The organism is Stenotrophomonas sp. STEN083, assembly GCF_056759195.1.
On record NZ_JBRRCU010000079.1, the window covers coordinates 1 to 17,246 of the forward strand.

At 65.1% G+C, this 17,246-nt stretch carries 18 protein-coding genes; 10 read left to right on the top strand and 8 right to left on the bottom strand.

Features of this window, described 5'->3' with window-relative positions:
- Window positions 1–82: 82 nt before the first annotated feature.
- Both ACVOK8_RS17245 and ubiH read right to left on the bottom strand, forming a co-directional pair.
- The gene (locus ACVOK8_RS17245) at window positions 83–1,261 is read right to left on the bottom strand and encodes a UbiH/UbiF family hydroxylase (RefSeq protein WP_481567896.1); all 1,179 of its coding nucleotides are present in this window, start codon (window positions 1,259–1,261) and stop codon (window positions 83–85) included.
- Window positions 1,258–2,469: a 2-octaprenyl-6-methoxyphenyl hydroxylase gene (ubiH, locus tag ACVOK8_RS17250; protein WP_481567897.1), complete on the bottom strand. Its 1,212-nt coding sequence runs from the start codon at window positions 2,467–2,469 to the stop codon at window positions 1,258–1,260. The genes ACVOK8_RS17245 and ubiH overlap by 4 nt, the downstream gene beginning before the upstream one ends.
- A gap of 114 nt (window positions 2,470–2,583) precedes the next feature.
- Here ubiH and ACVOK8_RS17255 point away from each other — a divergent pair, with 114 nt between their 5' ends.
- The 10 genes from ACVOK8_RS17255 (at window position 2,584) to ACVOK8_RS17300 (ending at window position 12,521) form a co-directional block, all read left to right on the top strand.
- Window positions 2,584–3,165: a hypothetical protein gene (locus ACVOK8_RS17255; RefSeq protein WP_481547066.1), complete on the top strand. Its 582-nt coding sequence runs from the start codon at window positions 2,584–2,586 to the stop codon at window positions 3,163–3,165.
- 14 nt (window positions 3,166–3,179) lie between these two features.
- Complete coding sequence (locus ACVOK8_RS17260; protein WP_481567898.1) at window positions 3,180–3,734, top strand: cob(I)yrinic acid a,c-diamide adenosyltransferase; 555 nt, start codon at window positions 3,180–3,182, stop codon at window positions 3,732–3,734.
- 57 nt (window positions 3,735–3,791) lie between these two features.
- A complete protein-coding gene (locus ACVOK8_RS17265; protein ID WP_481567899.1) occupies window positions 3,792–4,715 on the top strand; it encodes a histone deacetylase family protein in 924 nt (307 codons plus the stop codon).
- 96 nt (window positions 4,716–4,811) lie between these two features.
- Window positions 4,812–7,247 (top strand): LPS-assembly protein LptD, encoded by a 2,436-nt coding sequence (lptD, locus tag ACVOK8_RS17270; RefSeq protein ID WP_481567900.1) that lies wholly within the window; start codon window positions 4,812–4,814, stop codon window positions 7,245–7,247.
- The gene (locus ACVOK8_RS17275; protein WP_481567901.1) at window positions 7,244–8,617 is read left to right on the top strand and encodes a peptidylprolyl isomerase; all 1,374 of its coding nucleotides are present in this window, start codon (window positions 7,244–7,246) and stop codon (window positions 8,615–8,617) included. Before lptD ends, ACVOK8_RS17275 begins: the two co-directional genes overlap by 4 nt.
- Window positions 8,618–8,620: 3 nt before the next feature.
- Complete coding sequence (gene pdxA, locus ACVOK8_RS17280; protein ID WP_481567902.1) at window positions 8,621–9,601, top strand: 4-hydroxythreonine-4-phosphate dehydrogenase PdxA; 981 nt, start codon at window positions 8,621–8,623, stop codon at window positions 9,599–9,601.
- The gene (gene rsmA, locus ACVOK8_RS17285; RefSeq protein ID WP_481567903.1) at window positions 9,598–10,404 is read left to right on the top strand and encodes a 16S rRNA (adenine(1518)-N(6)/adenine(1519)-N(6))-dimethyltransferase RsmA; all 807 of its coding nucleotides are present in this window, start codon (window positions 9,598–9,600) and stop codon (window positions 10,402–10,404) included. The genes pdxA and rsmA overlap by 4 nt, the downstream gene beginning before the upstream one ends.
- A 49-nt stretch (window positions 10,405–10,453) precedes the next feature.
- Window positions 10,454–10,837, top strand: a complete 384-nt coding sequence (gene apaG, locus ACVOK8_RS17290) for a Co2+/Mg2+ efflux protein ApaG (RefSeq protein ID WP_481532164.1) — start codon at window positions 10,454–10,456, stop codon at window positions 10,835–10,837.
- The gene (locus ACVOK8_RS17295; RefSeq protein WP_481567904.1) at window positions 10,837–11,886 is read left to right on the top strand and encodes a symmetrical bis(5'-nucleosyl)-tetraphosphatase; all 1,050 of its coding nucleotides are present in this window, start codon (window positions 10,837–10,839) and stop codon (window positions 11,884–11,886) included. The genes apaG and ACVOK8_RS17295 overlap by 1 nt, the downstream gene beginning before the upstream one ends.
- The gene (locus tag ACVOK8_RS17300) at window positions 11,883–12,521 is read left to right on the top strand and encodes a DUF1287 domain-containing protein (protein WP_481567905.1); all 639 of its coding nucleotides are present in this window, start codon (window positions 11,883–11,885) and stop codon (window positions 12,519–12,521) included. The genes ACVOK8_RS17295 and ACVOK8_RS17300 overlap by 4 nt, the downstream gene beginning before the upstream one ends.
- Before the next feature lie 206 nt (window positions 12,522–12,727).
- Here ACVOK8_RS17300 and ACVOK8_RS17305 read toward each other — a convergent pair whose 3' ends face one another.
- The 6 genes from ACVOK8_RS17305 to ACVOK8_RS17330 form a co-directional block, all read right to left on the bottom strand.
- Entirely contained in the window at window positions 12,728–13,219 is a 492-nt protein-coding gene (locus ACVOK8_RS17305) for a dihydrofolate reductase (protein ID WP_481567906.1), read from the bottom strand.
- A complete protein-coding gene (locus ACVOK8_RS17310) occupies window positions 13,219–14,013 on the bottom strand; it encodes a thymidylate synthase (RefSeq protein ID WP_293715272.1) in 795 nt (264 codons plus the stop codon). Before ACVOK8_RS17310 ends, ACVOK8_RS17305 begins: the two co-directional genes overlap by 1 nt.
- A complete protein-coding gene (lgt, locus tag ACVOK8_RS17315) occupies window positions 14,010–14,918 on the bottom strand; it encodes a prolipoprotein diacylglyceryl transferase (protein WP_481547078.1) in 909 nt (302 codons plus the stop codon). Before lgt ends, ACVOK8_RS17310 begins: the two co-directional genes overlap by 4 nt.
- A 66-nt stretch (window positions 14,919–14,984) precedes the next feature.
- Window positions 14,985–15,476 carry a TPM domain-containing protein gene (locus ACVOK8_RS17320; protein ID WP_481567907.1) on the bottom strand — a complete coding sequence of 164 codons (492 nt, stop codon included), beginning with the start codon at window positions 15,474–15,476 and terminating at the stop codon, window positions 14,985–14,987.
- A complete protein-coding gene (locus ACVOK8_RS17325; RefSeq protein ID WP_481567908.1) occupies window positions 15,476–16,384 on the bottom strand; it encodes a TPM domain-containing protein in 909 nt (302 codons plus the stop codon). Before ACVOK8_RS17325 ends, ACVOK8_RS17320 begins: the two co-directional genes overlap by 1 nt.
- Window positions 16,385–16,394: 10 nt before the next feature.
- Complete coding sequence (locus ACVOK8_RS17330) at window positions 16,395–17,033, bottom strand: LemA family protein (RefSeq protein WP_481567909.1); 639 nt, start codon at window positions 17,031–17,033, stop codon at window positions 16,395–16,397.
- Between the last annotated feature and the right edge of the window lie 213 nt (window positions 17,034–17,246).

Sequence of the window (17,246 nt, forward strand, 5' to 3'; positions counted from 1 at the left end):
CCCCGCCCCCCGGGCGGGGGGGGGGGGGCCTCCCCCCCCCCCCCCCGGCCGGCCGCGCCCCCCCCACTACATTTGGCTCTGCCTACAGCCCTGAGGCGCGCTTCCAGAACATCGACATCAGTGGCGGCATCTTGCCCGCCAGGCCCAATAGCGCGCCACGCGCCAGAGTCAGGTGCATCTCATCGTTGGAGAACACCTTGTTGATCGCATCGAAACTGTAAGCGGCCACCGTGTTCTCGCTGCGCCGGGTGCGCGCCCAGCGCTGCAAGCGGTGCGGCGAACTCCAGTCCTGCCGACGCTGCTTGGCTTCGCGCACCAGATCACGCAGGCCAGCCACGTCGCGCAGGCCCAGGTTCACACCTTGCCCAGCCAGCGGATGCACCACGTGCGCGGCATCACCCAAGGTCAGTACGCGCCCCGCCACATAGGCGGTAGCCAATTGCCGGCGCAGCGGGAACGCAGCGCGCGCCGAGACCAAGCGCATCTCACCCAACCGTCCGGAAAATGCATTGGTCAGCTCACGATTGAAGCTGTCCTCATCCAGGGCCAGCACGCGCTCGGCCTCGGCATCCGGCAGGGTCCAGACAATGGAACTGCGGTTGCGGTCGAACGGCAGCACCGCCAATGGACCGGTATCGAGGAAACGCTGCCAGGCGGTGTCTTCGTTCGGCAGCGCGCTGTCGACATAGGCGACCACGCCGCGTTGGCCGTAATCATGTCGGCGGACATCCAAGCCTGCCAAGGTGCGCAGGGTGGATTCGGCGCCATCGGCGGCAATCGCGATCGAGGCCTCGACCCGACGACCATCATCCAGGCGCAGGCGCACGCCCTGCGCATCCTGCTCCATCGCTTCCACCCGCGCCGGGCAATACAACTGCACCCCGGCAGCCGGCAATGCGGCCCACAGCCGATCCACCAGCAGGCCGTTCTCGACAATCCAGCCCAGCTCGCGGCGGCCCAGCGTGTCGGCGTCAAATGTCAGATAGCCACCACCACCGGCATCCCACACCCGCATGCGCCGATACGCGCGGGCGCGGGCCTGATCCACCTGCTTCCACACGCCCAGCGATTCCAGCAAGGCAGCGTTATCGGCGGCAAACGCGAACACCCGCAGATCCGGCTTCTGTGGCGACCATTGCGGCGGCTCACGACCTTCCACCATCGCTACCTGCAGGCCTTCCCCGGCCAGCGCCAGCGCACACGCCGCACCAACCACGCCACCGCCGACGATTACCGCATCCCACTGTCCGCGCCGGCTCATCGCGCTTCACTCCTGCACAGCTCGGGCACCTGCCCGCGGAAGCCCATCGCGCCGCCGACCAGGAAGGACTGCACGGCCGGCGCTTGCGCCGCAGCGACAAAACCCAGGCTGCGCAACGGGCGTATCAGCGGCGTGGCATTGCTGGTCAAACGGGCAAGCCCGTCGGAGAACGCCAACGTCTGCTCGCGGTCCGGGCCGCGTCGCGCCACATACGCCTGCAGCAGATCTTCGCTGCCCGGGTCCTGGGCTGCGTCGCCAATCAGTTCGGCCAGGGTCAGCGCATCGCGCAGACCGAGGTTGAAACCTTGCGCACCCAGCGGATGGATGGTCTGCGCGGCATTGCCCAACAGCAGCGCACGCTCGCCGACCAGCTTCTGCGCCAATACCTGGATCAACGGATAGGCGCTGCGCGGGCCGCTTTCCAGCAGCCGCCCGGCGCGCCAACCCACGGCATCCTGCAGCCGCGCCAGCCACGCCGCGTCATCCAGCGCCATCACCGCGTCAGCCTCCTCGCGGGCGACACCATGGACCACGCCGTAATGGCGGTCGCCACGCGGCAGCAAGGCGGTCGGGCCGGTATCGGTGAAGCGCTCATAGGCGCAGCCGTCCGGTGCCTTGGCCGCACGCAGCCGCGCCACGAACAGGGTCTGCTGGTAATCGTGTTCGCTGACCTCGATACCCAGCGCCTGCCGAACCGCGCTGCGGGTGCCGTCAGCGCCCACCACCAGCCGGGCCTGCAGGCGCTGCTCGCCAGCATCATCGGCAATGAGCACCTCGCGGCGACCGTCGCTGCTCTCGCCGAGGCCGACGAACCTGGCCGGGCGGTAGCGGGTCAGCTGCTGCAGTTCGCCCAAGCGGGTTTCCAGCGCCTCGCCAAAGTCGCGTGCCACCACCACCTGGCCGAAGGCTTCGCGACCGTAATCGGCGGCCTGCATCAGTACCCGGCCGAAATCACCGGCGCGGCTGACATGGATGCGCCGGATCGGGCCACCAGGGTTGGCCAGCTTCTGCATCACCCCCAACGCGGTCAGCGCATTGATCGTGGCTGCCGCAAAGCTGAGGTTGCGCTGGTCGAACACCGCCGGCAGCGCGCCGCCCGGGGTCGCCTCGACCAGGCCAATATCCAGCCCCAACCGGTCCAATGCGATGGCCAAGCTGGCACCAACCAGCCCGCCACCGACGATCACTACGTCATGGTTCTTGCTCATGGGCCAATGATAACGGGGCTTCACCCGCCCGGTCGCCGCCCCTTGCCGCAGTGCAACCGCCGGTTCACCCCCACTGCGGCTAGAATGGCCGTCTGATTAACGGAAATCGCCACCATGACCGCCAACGCTCAACGCGCCATCATCCTGTCCCTGCTCGTGCTGCTGATGGCCGGCACTCGCCTGAACCACTTCGCACCGGTCCCGGATGCTTCGTGGGCGGTGTTCTTCATTGGTGGTTTCTACCTGCGCAACTGGACCCGCTGGGCCTTCCCGCTGCTGATGGGCTTGGCGGTGGTGATTGACTGGGTGGTGATCTCCAACCAGGGCATGAGCTTCTGGCAGCACTACTGCGTGTCGGCGGCATACTGGATGCTGATCCCGGCCTACTTTGCGATGTGGACCGGCGGCATGCTGCTGCGTCGCTACTACCGCAGCGCCAGCCTCAAGTCGCTGGGCATGTTGGCCGCCACCGTGATCGGTTCGGTCGCGCTGTGCCACCTGATCGCGCAGGGCAGCTTCTACTGGATCAGCGCCTCGGTCGCCGAGCCGACCTTCGCCGGCTGGGCCAAGAACTACAGCGACTGGCTGCTGCCGTACATGCAGAGTGCCGCCATGTACGTCGGTGCTGCCGCGCTGGTACAGGTTGTGGCTGAAGCCGTCAGCAAGCAGCCGGCCGCTGGCCGCGTTGCCCACTAAGGGCGCGCCGGGCAATGGGTAACCGCCTCTCCAAGATCTACACCCGCACCGGCGACGATGGCAGCACCGGCCTGGGTGACGGCAGCCGTACCGGCAAGGATTCGCTGCGTGTCAACGCATACGGCACCGTCGACGAGGCCAATTCGGCCATCGGCGTGCTGTTGGCCGTGGACCTGCCCGAGGATGTGCGCACGCTGCTGACCACCATCCAGCACCAGTTGTTCGACCTTGGTGGCGAGCTCTGCATTCCCGGCCATGCCGCCATCCACGCCTCCGACATCGACGCGCTGGAACAGCACCTGGACCGCTACAACGACGACCTGCCGCCGCTGAAGGATTTCATCCTGCCAGCCGGCGGCGAAGGCGCAGCGCGTTGCCATCTGGCCCGTACCATCGTCCGCCGTGCCGAGCGTGAAACCGTGGCATTGGCCCGCGTCGAAGACATCCGTGCCGAGGCGGTGCGCTATCTGAACCGCCTGTCCGACCTGCTGTTCGTGTTGTCCCGTGTACTTGCCAGGGCCGGCGGCCATGGCGAAGTACTGTGGAACCACGAACGCCGTCACGGCTGATCCACCCCTCCCATACGACGCCGCGCACTGCGCGGCGTCGACGATTACAGTGCGGCCATGCTGGTATTCACCCACCCTGCCTGCCTTGAACATGACCCCGGCATCGATCACCCCGAGTCGCCGGAGCGCCTGCACGCCGTCATCTCGGCCCTGCGCGGCGAGTTCCCGGACCAGCTGGAGTGGCGCAACGCGCCGCCAGCCAAGCTCGGCGAACTGGCCCGGGTGCATACCCGTGAACTGATCGATTCGGTGCTGCAGGTGCAGACCGCACCGTTGCGGCGCATCGACCTGGACACCTTCAGCTCGCCCGGTTCGGCCAGCGCGGCCCTGCATGCGGCCGGTGCCGGCGTTGCCGCGGTTGACGCGGTGATGCTGGAAGAAGGCAACAAGCACGTGTTCTGCGCGGTGCGCCCGCCCGGCCACCACGCCACCGCCGATACCGCGATGGGCTTCTGCCTGTTCAACAACATCGCCGTGGCCGCTGCCTACGCCCGCGACAAGTACGGTCTGGAACGCATCGCCATCGTCGATTTCGACGTGCACCACGGCAATGGCACCCAGGCCATCTTCGAAGAAGACCCCAAGATCGCCTACTACAGCACCCACCAGTCCGGCCTGTTCCCGTATTCGGGCAATATGCGCGAGCGCGGGGTAGGCAATATCTGCAACATCCTGCTCCCGCCGGGCAGCGGCGGCTTCCGCTTCCGCAACACCTGGGCCGACGAGATGCTGCCGCAGATCGAGGGATTTCGGCCGCAGTTGCTGTTCATTTCGGCCGGTTTCGATGCGCATATGCGCGATCCGCAGGCCGATCTGATGGTCGAAACCGAGGACTTCGGCTGGCTGACCGCAGAGCTGGTCAAGCTCGCCGAACGCCATGGCAGCGGCCGCGTGGTATCCATGCTGGAGGGCGGCTACGACCTGCAGGCACTGCGCGAATGCAGCGTGGCGCATGTCCAGGAGCTGCTCGCAACCCGTTGATGGATGAACCTTGCCCAGCCCATCCGGCAGGCTTTCATTGCCCCCATGCAGACGATGCGGCAAGCTAGCGGCCGTTTTCCCCCGAATGCGAACCGCGTGCGCAAAGCTCTCCGCCTGCTTCCCCTGCCCTTGGGCATTGCCATCTGCCTGCCCGCCTGGGCCGACGATAAGCCGGTGAACTGGGGCCTGTGCCCGGCTACCGACACGCTTCCCGCCTTTGACGAGGCGCCGCCGGCGGATCCCGCCGCCGCAGCCAACCGCGAGAAGTTGCCCACCGACATCGAGGGTAACGAGCTCACTGGCACCAGCGCCGTACCGCAATACCAGGGCAATGTGCTGCTCAAGCGTGGCGACCAGTTCATGGGCGCCGACAGCCTGCGCCTGGATACCGAAAGCGGCAATTACATTGCCGAGGGCAATGTCCGATATTCAGATTCGTCGATTCGGATGGTCGCCGAGCGCGCCGAAGGCAATCAGGAAACGGACTCGCACAAGATCAGCGATATCCGCTACCAACTGGTTTCCCGTCGCGGTAACGGCTCGGCCGATTCGGTCGACCTGCAGGGCTCGACCGGACAGATGCACCACTCCAGCTATACCACCTGCGATCCCTCGCAGCCGGTCTGGAAGCTGGTGGCACCGCAGATCGATGTCGACAATGAAGAAGGCTTCGGCACTGCCCGCAATGCGGTGCTGCGCGTGGGCAAGGTGCCCGTGCTGTACATGCCTTACTTCAAGTTCCCGATCGACGACCGTCGCATGACCGGCCTGCTCTACCCCAAGCTCAGCCTCTCCGGGCGCAACGGCTTTGATTACGCGCAGCCGATCTACTTCAATCTGGCTCCGAACTACGACGACACGCTGACCCCGCGCTACATGAGCAAGCGCGGGCTCATGCTCGACAACGAGTTCCGCTATCTGTATTCCGGCGGCCGTGGCCAGTTGGATACCACCTATATGGCGAACGACACATTGCGCGATCGCGATCGCGGCAGCCTGTCGTACCGGGGCTATCACAACATCAGCAAGAACTGGCAGGCCCGCGCCAACCTGGCCTGGGTCAGTGACGAGCGTTACGTCGAAGACTTTTCCAACCGCCTGAACGGCATCACCTCCTCCAATATGCAAAGCACGGCTGGCCTGTACGGCACCGGCCGTACCTGGACCGCCGGCATCATGGCCGACGAATGGCAGCTGACCGATTACACGCTGACCGAAAGGTCCCTGCCGTACAGCCGCCAGCCGCGCCTGTTCGCCACCTGGGATGAGGACTTCGGCCACTGGTTCGAGGCCGGCGTGTATGCCGAAGCGGTGCGCTTCACCCACGATGACATCCGCCTCAAGACTGTGGATGCGGATGGTGAATATGTCCGCACCGGTGACGTTACCCGGATGTTTGGCGGCTCGCGGCTGGATATCAAGCCTTATGTCTCGATGCCGCTCGGCGGCGCAGCTTGGTACATCACCCCGACCCTGGCATGGCGCTACACCGCCTATGACCTGGAACGCGGCTTGGCCGACGACATTCGCGCCCAGCAATTGCGTGCTGCCGGTATCAACCCCGCCACGGCTACCCCCGACCAGCTGCGCGGCAACACCTCGCCGCACCGCAGCCTGCCCATTGCCAGCATCGACATGGGCCTGTTCTTCGATCGCGAGACCACCCTCAAAGGCAAGTCCTACCTGCATACGCTGGAACCCCGGCTGTTCTACCTGAACACGCCGTACCGCGATCAGTCGGACCTGCCGCTGCTCGACACCCGCGCCTTCACCTTCAGCTGGGGCCAGCTGTTCCGCGACTCGCGCTACACCGGCGCCGACCGTCAGAACGATGCCAACCAGCTGACCACTGCGCTGACCACCCGCCTGATCCGGCAGGCCGATGGCCGTGAAAAGCTTTCGGCCAGCATTGGCCAGATCAGCTATTTCGAAGACTCGCGGGTGACCATCAATCCCGGCGACCCGGTGGTGAGCGAGAGCAAATCCGCCTGGGTGGCCGACGTCAATTGGGCCATGACCGATCGCTGGACCCTGGGCACCACCTACCAATGGAATCCCAAGTTCCGCAAGGAAGATCTGGCCAGCGTGCGTGCACGTTACCTGCTGCCCGACGACGGCGTGATCAACCTGACCTACCGCTACCGCGGCAACCCGAGCACCGGCAAGGAGCAGCTCAAGCAAGCTGACTTCTCCTTCCTGTACCCGATCAATCCGCGCTGGAGCGTCGTCGGCCGCTATTACTACTCCATGGTCGACAGCAAGCCGCTGGAAATCATCGGCGGCGTACAGTGGGACAGCTGCTGCCTGGCGGTACGTGCCTTGGCCCGTCGCTACGTCAAAAACCGCGAGGGTGACCTCAACAATTCGTTCCAGATCGAGTTCGTGCTCAAGGGCCTGAGCTCGGTCGGGCAGAACACGGACCGCACCTTGCGCCGTGCTATTCTCGGCTACAACCGAGACGACCTCTACCTCGTTCCGCCGAGCAACATCGAAGCGAACGACGACGACTACGATCCCAACCAGATTCCATGACCAAGACCCTTCCTGCAGTCCTCGCCACCTTGCTGGCGTTCTCCGGCGTTGCCGCCCCGGCTGTTGCGCAGCAGACGCAACCGCTGGATCGCATTGCCGCCATCGTCGACGAGGGCGTCATCCTGCAGAGCGAACTGCAGCGCGCGGTCGCCAACATCAAGGGCCAATACGCCGGCCGTGAAGCCCAGCTGCCGCCGGAATCGGTTCTGGAGCGTCAGGTGCTGGAGCGTCTGGTGCTGGTCAAGCTGCAGGTGGCTCGTGCCGAAAGCAGCGGTATCCGCGTCAGTGATGAAGAGCTCAACCACGCCATCGGCAGCATTGCCCAGCAGAACGGCACCACGGTTGATGGCCTGCGTCAGCGCCTGAGCCAGGACGGTATCGGTTTCTCCGACTTCCGTAACTCGGTGCGCGAGGAAATCATCACCCAGCGCCTGCGTCAGAGCTTTGCACAGAGCCGCATCAACGTCAGCGAAGGCGAAGTGGATGCTGCGCTGGCCCAGCAGAACGCAGGCGGCGCCCAGTTCCACCTGGCGCACATCCTGATTGCCGTGCCGGAAGGCGCGACTGCCGAACAGATCGCCACCGGCCAGAGCAAGGTTGATGGCGTCAAGGGCCTGCTCGACAAGGGCGAACTGGACTTCTCTGCTGCCGCCGTCCGTTACTCGGACAGCCCCAACGCGCTGGAAGGCGGCGACCTGGGCTGGCGCAGTGCCGACGAAATCCCCAGCGCGTTCGCCAACCAGATCAAGACCATGAAGGCCGGCGACGTGCTGGGCCCGATCCGTGGCCCCAGCGGCTTCCAGCTGCTGAAGCTGGTCGAAACCCGTGATGCCGGCGGCGCTGGCGACAGCGGCCAGAAGGTCACCGAATACCATGCCCGTCACATTCTGGTCCGCGTCACCGATCAGGTAGACGACGCAGCAGCCAAGGCCAAGATCGAGACCCTGCGTGCGCGTATTGCTGGTGGCGCCGACTTCCAGGAGGTGGCAAAAGAGTCCTCCGACGACACCAACAGCCGTGGTCAGGGCGGTGACCTGGGCTGGTTCCCGGCCGATGCCTTCGGCCCGGACTTCGGCAAGCAGGTTGAAAGCCTGACTGACAATGGCGTGGGCACTCCGTTCCGCACCGATGCCGGCTGGCATATCGTGCAGCGCGTGGCCACCCGTCAGACCGACGTCGGCGACAACAACAAGCGTGCCCAGGTTCGTGAACAGATCGGCCGCCGCAAGCTGGACGACGAGTACAACCGTTACCTGCAGGAACTGCGTGGCGAAGCCTACGTCAGCTTCCGCAGCGGCGACCGTGCCGAGGGCAATGCCGATACGGCAACCACCCCGGCCGGCGCGCCCGCAGAACCGGCCAAGCCCTGATCCATGATTGCCCAGCTCGCTCTGGTACCGGGCGAGCCCTCCGGGATCGGCCCGGAACTATGCATTCGTCTTGTCCAACAGCCGCGCAGTGACTGCCGGCTGTTGGCGTTTGCGGACCCCGATACGCTGCGGGCCGCCGCCAGCGCGTTGAGCCTGCCGCTGCAACTGCTACCCGAAGACGCCACTGCCAGCCGCCCCGGCGACCTGCGCCTGCGTGAAGTCCGCAATGCCGTGCCTTCGCAGTTTGGCCAGGTCGATCCGCGCAATGCGCGGGCGGTGATCGATGCCCTGCTCGGCGCCGGCCAGGCCTGTCTGGACAGCACCCTTGATGGCGTGGTCACCGGCCCGGTGCACAAGGCGGTGATCAACCAGGGCGGCATCGCCTATAGCGGCACCACCGAGCTGCTGGCCAACCAGGCCGGCGTCGAAGTGGTGATGATGCTGGCCAATGACATCGTGCGCGTGGCCCTGGCCACCACCCATCTGCCTCTACGTGAGGTCGCCGACGCCATCAGCGCCGACAGCCTGCGCAAGGTCATCAGCACCACCGATGCGGCCTTGCGCCGCGATTTCGGCCTGGCGCAGCCGCGCATCGCCGTGCTCGGGCTCAACCCGCATGCCGGCGAAGACGGCCATCTCGGCCGTGAAGAGCTGGACCTGGTCATCCCGCTGCTCGAGCAGATGCGTGGCGAAGGCCTGAACCTGATCGGCCCGCTGCCCGCCGATACCGCCTTCCTGCCAGCCAAACTGGCCGGTTTCGACGCGGTGCTGGCGATGTACCACGACCAGGGCCTGCCGGTACTCAAGTACAGCGGCTTCGAGCAGGCCACCAACATCACCCTGGGCCTGCCCTACCCGCGCGTCGCAGTGGACCACGGCACCGCCCTGGACCTCGCCGGCAAGGGCGTGGCCGACCCCTCCAGCCTGTTTGCGGCAACGGCGTTATGCGCGCAGCTGGCTGCACAACGTAAAATCAGCACATGAATTCAGATCACTCCCCGCGCACGGGCTTCACCGCTCCGGCCAAGAAGCAGCTCGGCCAGCACTTCCTGGCGGACAAGTACTACGTCGAGAAGATCGTCATGGCAGTCGACCCAAAGGGCGACGACCGTCTGGTCGAGATCGGCCCGGGCCAGGGCGCCATCACCTTCCCGCTGCTGCGCCGCCATCCCAAGCTCACCGTCATCGAGTTCGACCGCGATCTGATCGCGCCGTTGACCGAAGCCGCCGCGCCACTGGGCGAGCTGACCATCGTCCACAGCGACGTGCTGCGGGTGAACTTCACCGAGCTGGCCGCCGGCTCCACGATCCGTCTGGTCGGCAACCTGCCCTACAACATCTCCTCGCCGATCCTGTTCCACGCGCTGGACCATGCCGCCGCGATCTCGGACATGACCTTCATGTTGCAGAAGGAAGTGGTCGACCGCATGGCCGCCGGCCCGGGCAGCAAGGTCTACGGCCGTCTGAGCGTGATGCTGCAGGCATTCTGCGAGGTGCGCGCCTTGTTCGTGGTGCCGCCGGGCGCGTTCCGGCCGCCACCGAAGGTGGATTCGGCCGTGGTCCGGCTGATTCCGCGTGATCCGGCCACGGTTGGCATCAACGACCGCAAGCGCTTCGCGGATGTGGTCCGCGCCGCCTTCGGCCAGCGCCGCAAAACCCTGCGCAACGCCCTCAACGGCGTCATTGATCAGGCCCAGTTCGAAGCCGCCGGTGTGCGCAGTGATGCCCGCGCCGAACAGCTGGAAGTCGCCGATTTCATCAGGCTTGCCAACCTGCCGCACGAATAAGCGCTGCAAACACGCAATCCGATCACCTGCTTTTGCTTACACTCCTCCCATGGAAGAATCCCGCCACTACGCGATCGAGATCGAGGTCTCGCCTCGTTTCATCGACGACCAGTCGGCCCCTGAAGACGGCCGCTTTGCGTTCGCCTACACGATCCGCATCCACAACCGCGGCACCATGCCGGCGCGGCTGATCAGCCGCCATTGGCGTATCACCGACGGCGAAGGCCGGGTCGAGACCGTCGATGGCGATGGCGTGGTCGGCGAACAGCCACGGCTGCGCCCCGGCGAGGAGTTCCGCTACACCTCCGGCGTGATGCTCGGCACCGAGCGCGGCACCATGCAGGGCCACTACGACATGATCGCCGACGACGGCACCGAGTTCGCCGCACCGATCGCGCCGTTCGTGCTCGCCATCCCAAGGACGCTGCACTGATGGCGACCTGGGCAATTGGCGACCTGCAGGGCTGCTACGACGTCACCCAGCGTTTGCTGGAGAAGATCAACTTCGATCCGGCTGCCGACAAACTGTGGTTCGCTGGCGATCTGGTCAATCGTGGCGGCCAGTCATTGGAGACGTTGCGACTGGTGCACTCACTGCGCGAGCACAGCGTCACCGTGCTCGGCAACCACGACCTGTCCCTGCTGGCCATCGGTGCCCGCAGCGAAGAGGAACAACGCAAGGTCAACCCGGACCTGCAGCGCATCGTGCTGGCCGAGGACCGCGACGTACTGTTGGACTGGCTGCGCATGCAGAAGCTGGCCCACGTCGACCGCGAGCTGGGTTGGATGATGTTCCATGCCGGCCTGGCGCCGAAGTGGACCGTGGCCCTGGCCGAAAAGCACGCCCGCGAAGTCGAACTGCAACTGCACGGCAACGGCTACCGCAAACTGTTCCGCAACATGTATGGCGACAAGCCAGCATGGTCGCCGGGCCTGAGCGGCTACGACCGCTCGCGCGCGATCATCAACATCTTCACCCGCATGCGTTACTGCACCCCAAGCGGGCGCATCGGCATGGAAGACAAGGGCACCCCGGGCACACAGCCGCAAGGCATGTACCCATGGTTCGAAGTGCCTGGCCGGGTCGAGCGCGAACTGAAGATGGTCTGCGGCCATTGGTCGGCCCTGGGCCTGACCATCACCCAGGGCGTGCATGCGATTGATACCGGCGCTGTCTGGGGTGGCAAGCTCACCGCACTGCAGCTGGACAGCGAAGACCTGCGCGTCGTGCAGGTGCCAGGCCGTGATGTACCGGTGCCGGTGCCGGGCCAGCACCCACCGCGCAAGCCGCGTGCGGAAGCCAAGCCAGAAACCAAGCCCGAAGCCAAACCCGAATCGCGCGGTGAAACGCCCCGCCCCGAGCGCAGCGGTGAACAGCGCCGCCGCCCGCGCCGCCATCGTCCGCGTGGACGCAACGGTAATGGCAGCAACAACGGCAACAACAGCACGCCCACGCCGGACAACACCGGACCGGCTGCATGAACCCTTGGCCATCAGCACTGTTGCTGGTGGCCATCGCAATGTTTGCTGGCTGTCGTCCGCAGACGGATGGCGAGCAGACCAGTCCGCCGCCGGCAGTAATCGAATCCGCACCTGCAGCCGTTTCACCACCACTGGTTGCGGCAGCACGGGCGCAGATCGGGGTCACCACCCGCTACGATCCGGCTTATTTCTCCCTGAGCTATCCCAACGGCGATCCACCGCCTGATCGCGGCGTCTGTACCGATGTGGTGATCCGTGCCTTGCGCACGCAGGGCGTTGATCTGCAGCAGCGCATCAACGACGACATGCGCGGGAATTTCGCCGCCTATCCGCAGCTATGGGGACTATCGCGACCGGATCGAAACATCGACCACCGCCGCGTACCTAACCAGATGCACTGGTTCCAGCGTGAGGGCTGGGAACTACCGATCAGAGCACTCGCCAACGACTATGCGGCCGGGGACATCGTCGCGTGGAAGCTCAATGGCAACGGTCTGCTGCACGTAGGCATCGTCTCGGATAGGCGATTGGACGATGGCACCCCGCTGGTGCTGCACAACATTGCGCAGGGGACGCAGGAGCAGGATCTGTTGTTCCGGCACACGATCATTGGGCATTACCGTATGCCGGGGTGATTGTTGGGTTGGCTCTCAGCAAAGCGCTGAGAGCTGAGAGCTGAGAGCAAAGAGCTACCCCTCCCCAACCCTCCCCTTGGCTACGCCAAAGGGAGGGAGCTGATCGCGACAGCTGCAGCATCCCGCGCAGTCAATGCTGTTACCCCCTCCCTTTGGCGTAGCCAAGAGGAGGGTTGGGGAGGGGTAGCTTTTAGCTTCAGAACAACTCAGCGCCGCACGTAATGCACGAACCGGAACGCAAACGCATGCCGTTCATCGGCTGCATGCATCTGGCTGTCCACCTCGCGCCACAGCGCCGGATCCACTTCCGGAAAATGCGCATCGGCAACCACCTCGGTATCCACCCAGGTCAGGTGCAGATCGCTGGCCTGATCCAATAGCAGCCGATAGATCTCACCACCACCAATCACGCACAACTCATCAGCGCCCTCGCCCACAGCGATCGCCCGCGCCTCATCCAATGAAGCAACCGCACGCATGCCGGCAAACGGCACCTGCCCGCTTCGCGTCAGCACCAGATTGGTACGTCCCGGCAGCGCGCGGCCCAGCGACTCGGCGGTCTTGCGCCCCATCAGGATCGGCTTGCCGACGGTCAGTGCCTTGAAGTACTTGAAGTCATCCGGCAGATGCCACGGCATTGCATTGTCATGGCCAATGCCACGATTGCGGTCCAACGCGGCGATCATCGACAGCTTCATCACACCGCCACCGGCGCCTTGATTGCCGGATGCGGATCGTAGCCGTCGATGCGGATGTCGTCGAACTGGAAGCCGAACAGATCGGTCACGTCCGGGTTCAACCACAGCTTGGGCAGCGCGCGCGGTTCACGCGACAGCTGCTCGCGTGCCTGCTCGTAGTGGTTGGAATAGATGTGCGCATCGCCCAGCGTGTGCACGAAATCACCAACACCCAGCCCGGTCGCCTGCGCCACCATATGGGTCAGCAAGGCGTAGCTGGCGATATTGAACGGCACGCCAAGGAAGATGTCACCGCTGCGCTGGTACAGCTGGCAGCTGAGCTTGCCGTCGACCACATAGAACTGGAATAGGTTGTGGCAAGGCATCAGCGCCATCTGCGACAGCTCGCCCACATTCCATGCGCTGACCACCAGCCGACGCGAATCCGGATTGCGCTTGATCTCGTCTACCAGCCACTGCATCTGGTCGATCTCGCGGCCGTCGGCGGTGGCCCAGCTGCGCCACTGCTTGCCGTAGACCGGACCGAGATCGCCATTAGCGTCGGCCCACTCGTCCCAGATGTTGACCTTGTTGTCCTTGAGGTAGCCGATATTGGTATCGCCCTTCAGGAACCACAGCAGCTCATGGATGATCGAGCGCAGGTGCAGCTTCTTGGTAGTGACCAGCGGGAAGCCCTGGTTGAGGTCGAAGCGCATCTGCCAGCCGAACACGCTGCGCGTGCCGGTGCCGGTGCGGTCGGACTTCTCGGTGCCGTGCTCCATCACGTGCTGCAGCAGATCCAGATATTGCTTCATGCCTTCTTCTCTTCCAGTGGGAGCACCGGCTGCAACACCGGCGCGCGGCGAGACATTGCCAGCAACACCAAGCCCAACACGATCAACGGCAGGCTCAGGATCTGGCCACGGGTCAACCAATCAAACGCGACATAGACGCCGTTGTCGGGCATGCGCACAAACTCGACCAGGAAGCGGAAGCTGCCGTACATCAGCGCGAACAGGCCGGACACGGCATAACGCGGGCGCGGCTTCATCGAGTAGAACCACAGCACCAGGAACATCACCAGACCTTCCAGCAGCGCTTCGTACAGCTGCGAGGGATGGCGCGCGTACTGGCTGAGCAGGCCGGCAGCATAGTCCTGCTGGATCTGCGCAGCCGACAGCAGCTGCTCCATCGCCGGCAAGCCAGCGGGGATGTCCTTCAGCGGCGAATGCGGGAAGACCACGCCCCAGCCTGCATTGGTGAACTTGCCGTACAGCTCGCCACCAATGAAGTTGCCCAGTCGACCAAAACCCAGACCCAGCGGAACCAGCGGCGCAACAAAGTCGATGGTGTCGAAGAAGTGCAGCTTGTGCTTGCGCGTCCACCACCAGCCGGCGATCAGCACGCCAAGCAAGCCGCCGTGGAAGCTCATGCCGCCCTCCCACACCCGCAACAGGATCAGCGGATTGGCGAGGAAGTCGGCGGTTGCGTAGAACAGCATGTAGCCGATGCGTCCGCCCAGCACCACGCCCAGCATCGCGTAGAACAGCAGGTCGGAGAAGCCGTTCATGTCCACGCCCGGCAAACGCCCGGCCAGGATGCGTGAGCGGCCCAGCCACCAGGCAGCGGCAAAGCCAAGCAGGTACATGATGCCGTACCAGTGCACATCGATCGGACCCAGCGAGAAAGCGATGGGGTCTATGTCATGAAGAAAGAGCATGCGGGCACTGTCAGGCGAACCAGCCCCTATTCTCGGGGTAGCGGCCCTTGCCACTCAACCCATGCTTCAGCCGAACACCTGCGGGCGGTCAGGTAGCTCGTTGCGGGTGCGCCCTGCCGGGTCGGGTGGAAAGTGCGCCGACAGCAGCTGCGAGACCTCGGCCACCGCCGCCAGCACAGCTTCCTCGCGGGTATTCCCGGTCAGCTGCTCGCACAGGTGATCGCAGATCAGCTGCCATTGCGCAGCATCCACCCGCGCCTGCAGGCCACGGTCGGCGACAATCTCGATGGCATGGTCGGCCAGCAGCAGATAGATCAGCACGCCGTTGTTGGCCTCGGTGTCCCAGGTACGCAGCAGCGCGAAGGCATGCTCGGCACGGGCGCGGGGGCTGGTGTTCTTCCACAGCAGGGCCAACGGCAGGTCGGACTCGACCGCGAACATCACTTGGCCGCTGTGCAGGCGCTCGCCGTCGGCAATGGCGTGGGCGATCCGGTCCAGGCTGGCCTCCGGGAATGCGGCATGCGCGGAGGGAGCGAAGAAATGTCGTAACCAGCGCATCACCAGCTCCCCGAGGCGCCACCGCCTCCCGAACGTCCACCACCACCTCCCCAACCGCCACCTCCGCCGAAGCCTCCACCACCTCCGCCAAAGCCACCGCCACCGAAGCCGCCTCCGCCGCCCCAGCCACCGCCGCTGGCAAAACCACCGCTGGAGCCCCTGCCGAACGACAGCACGAACGCCACCAGCGCAGCCAGGCCACCACCAAACACCGACAACAGCAACCAACCGCCGGCACCGGCAACCAGCCCGGCGACCACACCGCGAATCGGCCGTGGCAGTTTGGCCAGCAACACGCGCATGAAGGTGGCGGCAACCACACCAATCATGATCGCGAACATGAAGATCGAATCACCACCGCCGCTGCCCCCGCCACCATCGCGGTTGCTGCTGACCGGCGTCGGCAGTTCCTCGCCATCGATGATCTTGACCAGCACCGCGCTGGCGGCAGTGATGCCGCCGGCGTAATCGTTCTGGCGGAAGTGCGGCACCAGGTATTCCTGGATCACCCGGTTGGCGATCGCATCGGGAATGGCACCTTCCAGACCATAGCCCGGCTCGATCCGCACCCGCCGATCGTCCTTGGCCACCAACAGCAGCACACCATCATCCACACCCTTGCGGCCAATCGCCCACTGGTCGAACACGCGCGTGCTGTACTGGGCGATGTCCTCAGGCTGGGTGGTCGGCACGATCAACACCTGCAACTGCGCACCCTTACGCTGCTGCAGGGCAAGCGCCTGCTGCTCCAGCGCCTGCTTCTGCGCCGCATCGAGGGTACCGGTGGTATCGACCACCGGCGAATCCAGCGGCGGGATCGGCGCCAGCTGCTGGGCCAGCAGCGGGCCTGCCCAGCCGAAGCCGAGCAGGCACAGCAACAGGCCGAACCGTTGCAGCAACGCGCTCATCGCGCGCGGCTCACTGTGCCGGCGCAGGCTGCGGCGGCGGCGGCGTCTGCTGCGGCGCTGCCGGCTGGCTGCCGAAGCTCACGGTCGGCGGCTGTGCGATCTGCGCCTCGTTGTCGACGGTGAAGTTGGGCTTGGCTGCGTAACCGAACATCTTGGCGGTGATCACCTGCGGGAACGAGCGGATGTAGGTGTTGTAGTCCTGCACCAATTGGATATAGCGGCCGCGAGCGACGGTGATGCGGTTCTCGGTGCCTTCCAGCTGCGCCTGCAGGTCACGGAAGTTCTGGTCGGACTTGAGCGTCGGGTAGTTTTCGCTGACCACCAACAGCCGCGACAGCGCGCTGCCCAGCTCGCCCTGGGCCTGCTGGAACTGCTTGAGCGAATCGGCATCGTCGGCATTGACCTGTATCTGCCCGACCTTGGAACGGGCATTGGTGACCTCGGTCAGTACCTGGCGCTCCTGCTGGGCATAGCCCTGCACGGTATTGACCAGGTTGGGGATCAGGTCGGCGCGGCGCTTGTACTGGTTGACCACCTCGGACCAGCCGGCCTTGACCGCCTCATCCTTCTGCTGGATGGCGTTGTAGCCACAGCCGGAAATGGAAATCACCGCGATGACAAGCAACATCAGGCGAAGGTACTGGCGCATGGGTCGGGCCCTGGATGGCTGGAGTGCCGAGCATGCCACGTTGCCTGTTCAAGGTTTGCAAAGGCCGGGGGACGGCAAAGTCCCTGGGCCAGGCGGTTGCAGGAGCGGGGGGGGGGGGGGGGCCGGGGAGGGTCCGCACCGGAATGTTAGAGCAGACCCACCACACGAGCCGCCGCTCGTCCCGCCCGCCGCGGAGCCAAGAAACAATCAATA

What these genes read in the sequence shown, in the direction of transcription:
- ACVOK8_RS17275 (WP_481567901.1), top strand. Translation starts at nt 7,244, where the DNA reads ATGACCAAGACCCTTCCTGCAGTCCTCGCCACCTTGCTGGCGTTCTCC.
- ACVOK8_RS17260 (WP_481567898.1), top strand. Translation starts at nt 3,180, where the DNA reads ATGGGTAACCGCCTCTCCAAGATCTACACCCGCACCGGCGACGATGGC.
- ACVOK8_RS17245 (WP_481567896.1), bottom strand. Translation starts at nt 1,261, where the DNA reads ATGAGCCGGCGCGGACAGTGGGATGCGGTAATCGTCGGCGGTGGCGTG.
- pdxA (WP_481567902.1), top strand. Translation starts at nt 8,621, where the DNA reads ATGATTGCCCAGCTCGCTCTGGTACCGGGCGAGCCCTCCGGGATCGGC.
- ACVOK8_RS17300 (WP_481567905.1), top strand. Translation starts at nt 11,883, where the DNA reads ATGAACCCTTGGCCATCAGCACTGTTGCTGGTGGCCATCGCAATGTTT.
- rsmA (WP_481567903.1), top strand. Translation starts at nt 9,598, where the DNA reads ATGAATTCAGATCACTCCCCGCGCACGGGCTTCACCGCTCCGGCCAAG.
- ACVOK8_RS17255 (WP_481547066.1), top strand. Translation starts at nt 2,584, where the DNA reads ATGACCGCCAACGCTCAACGCGCCATCATCCTGTCCCTGCTCGTGCTG.
- ubiH (WP_481567897.1), bottom strand. Translation starts at nt 2,469, where the DNA reads ATGAGCAAGAACCATGACGTAGTGATCGTCGGTGGCGGGCTGGTTGGT.
- ACVOK8_RS17320 (WP_481567907.1), bottom strand. Translation starts at nt 15,476, where the DNA reads ATGCGCTGGTTACGACATTTCTTCGCTCCCTCCGCGCATGCCGCATTC.
- ACVOK8_RS17325 (WP_481567908.1), bottom strand. Translation starts at nt 16,384, where the DNA reads ATGAGCGCGTTGCTGCAACGGTTCGGCCTGTTGCTGTGCCTGCTCGGC.
- apaG (WP_481532164.1), top strand. Translation starts at nt 10,454, where the DNA reads ATGGAAGAATCCCGCCACTACGCGATCGAGATCGAGGTCTCGCCTCGT.
- lgt (WP_481547078.1), bottom strand. Translation starts at nt 14,918, where the DNA reads ATGCTCTTTCTTCATGACATAGACCCCATCGCTTTCTCGCTGGGTCCG.
- ACVOK8_RS17310 (WP_293715272.1), bottom strand. Translation starts at nt 14,013, where the DNA reads ATGAAGCAATATCTGGATCTGCTGCAGCACGTGATGGAGCACGGCACC.
- ACVOK8_RS17305 (WP_481567906.1), bottom strand. Translation starts at nt 13,219, where the DNA reads ATGAAGCTGTCGATGATCGCCGCGTTGGACCGCAATCGTGGCATTGGC.
- ACVOK8_RS17295 (WP_481567904.1), top strand. Translation starts at nt 10,837, where the DNA reads ATGGCGACCTGGGCAATTGGCGACCTGCAGGGCTGCTACGACGTCACC.
- ACVOK8_RS17265 (WP_481567899.1), top strand. Translation starts at nt 3,792, where the DNA reads ATGCTGGTATTCACCCACCCTGCCTGCCTTGAACATGACCCCGGCATC.
- ACVOK8_RS17330 (WP_481567909.1), bottom strand. Translation starts at nt 17,033, where the DNA reads ATGCGCCAGTACCTTCGCCTGATGTTGCTTGTCATCGCGGTGATTTCC.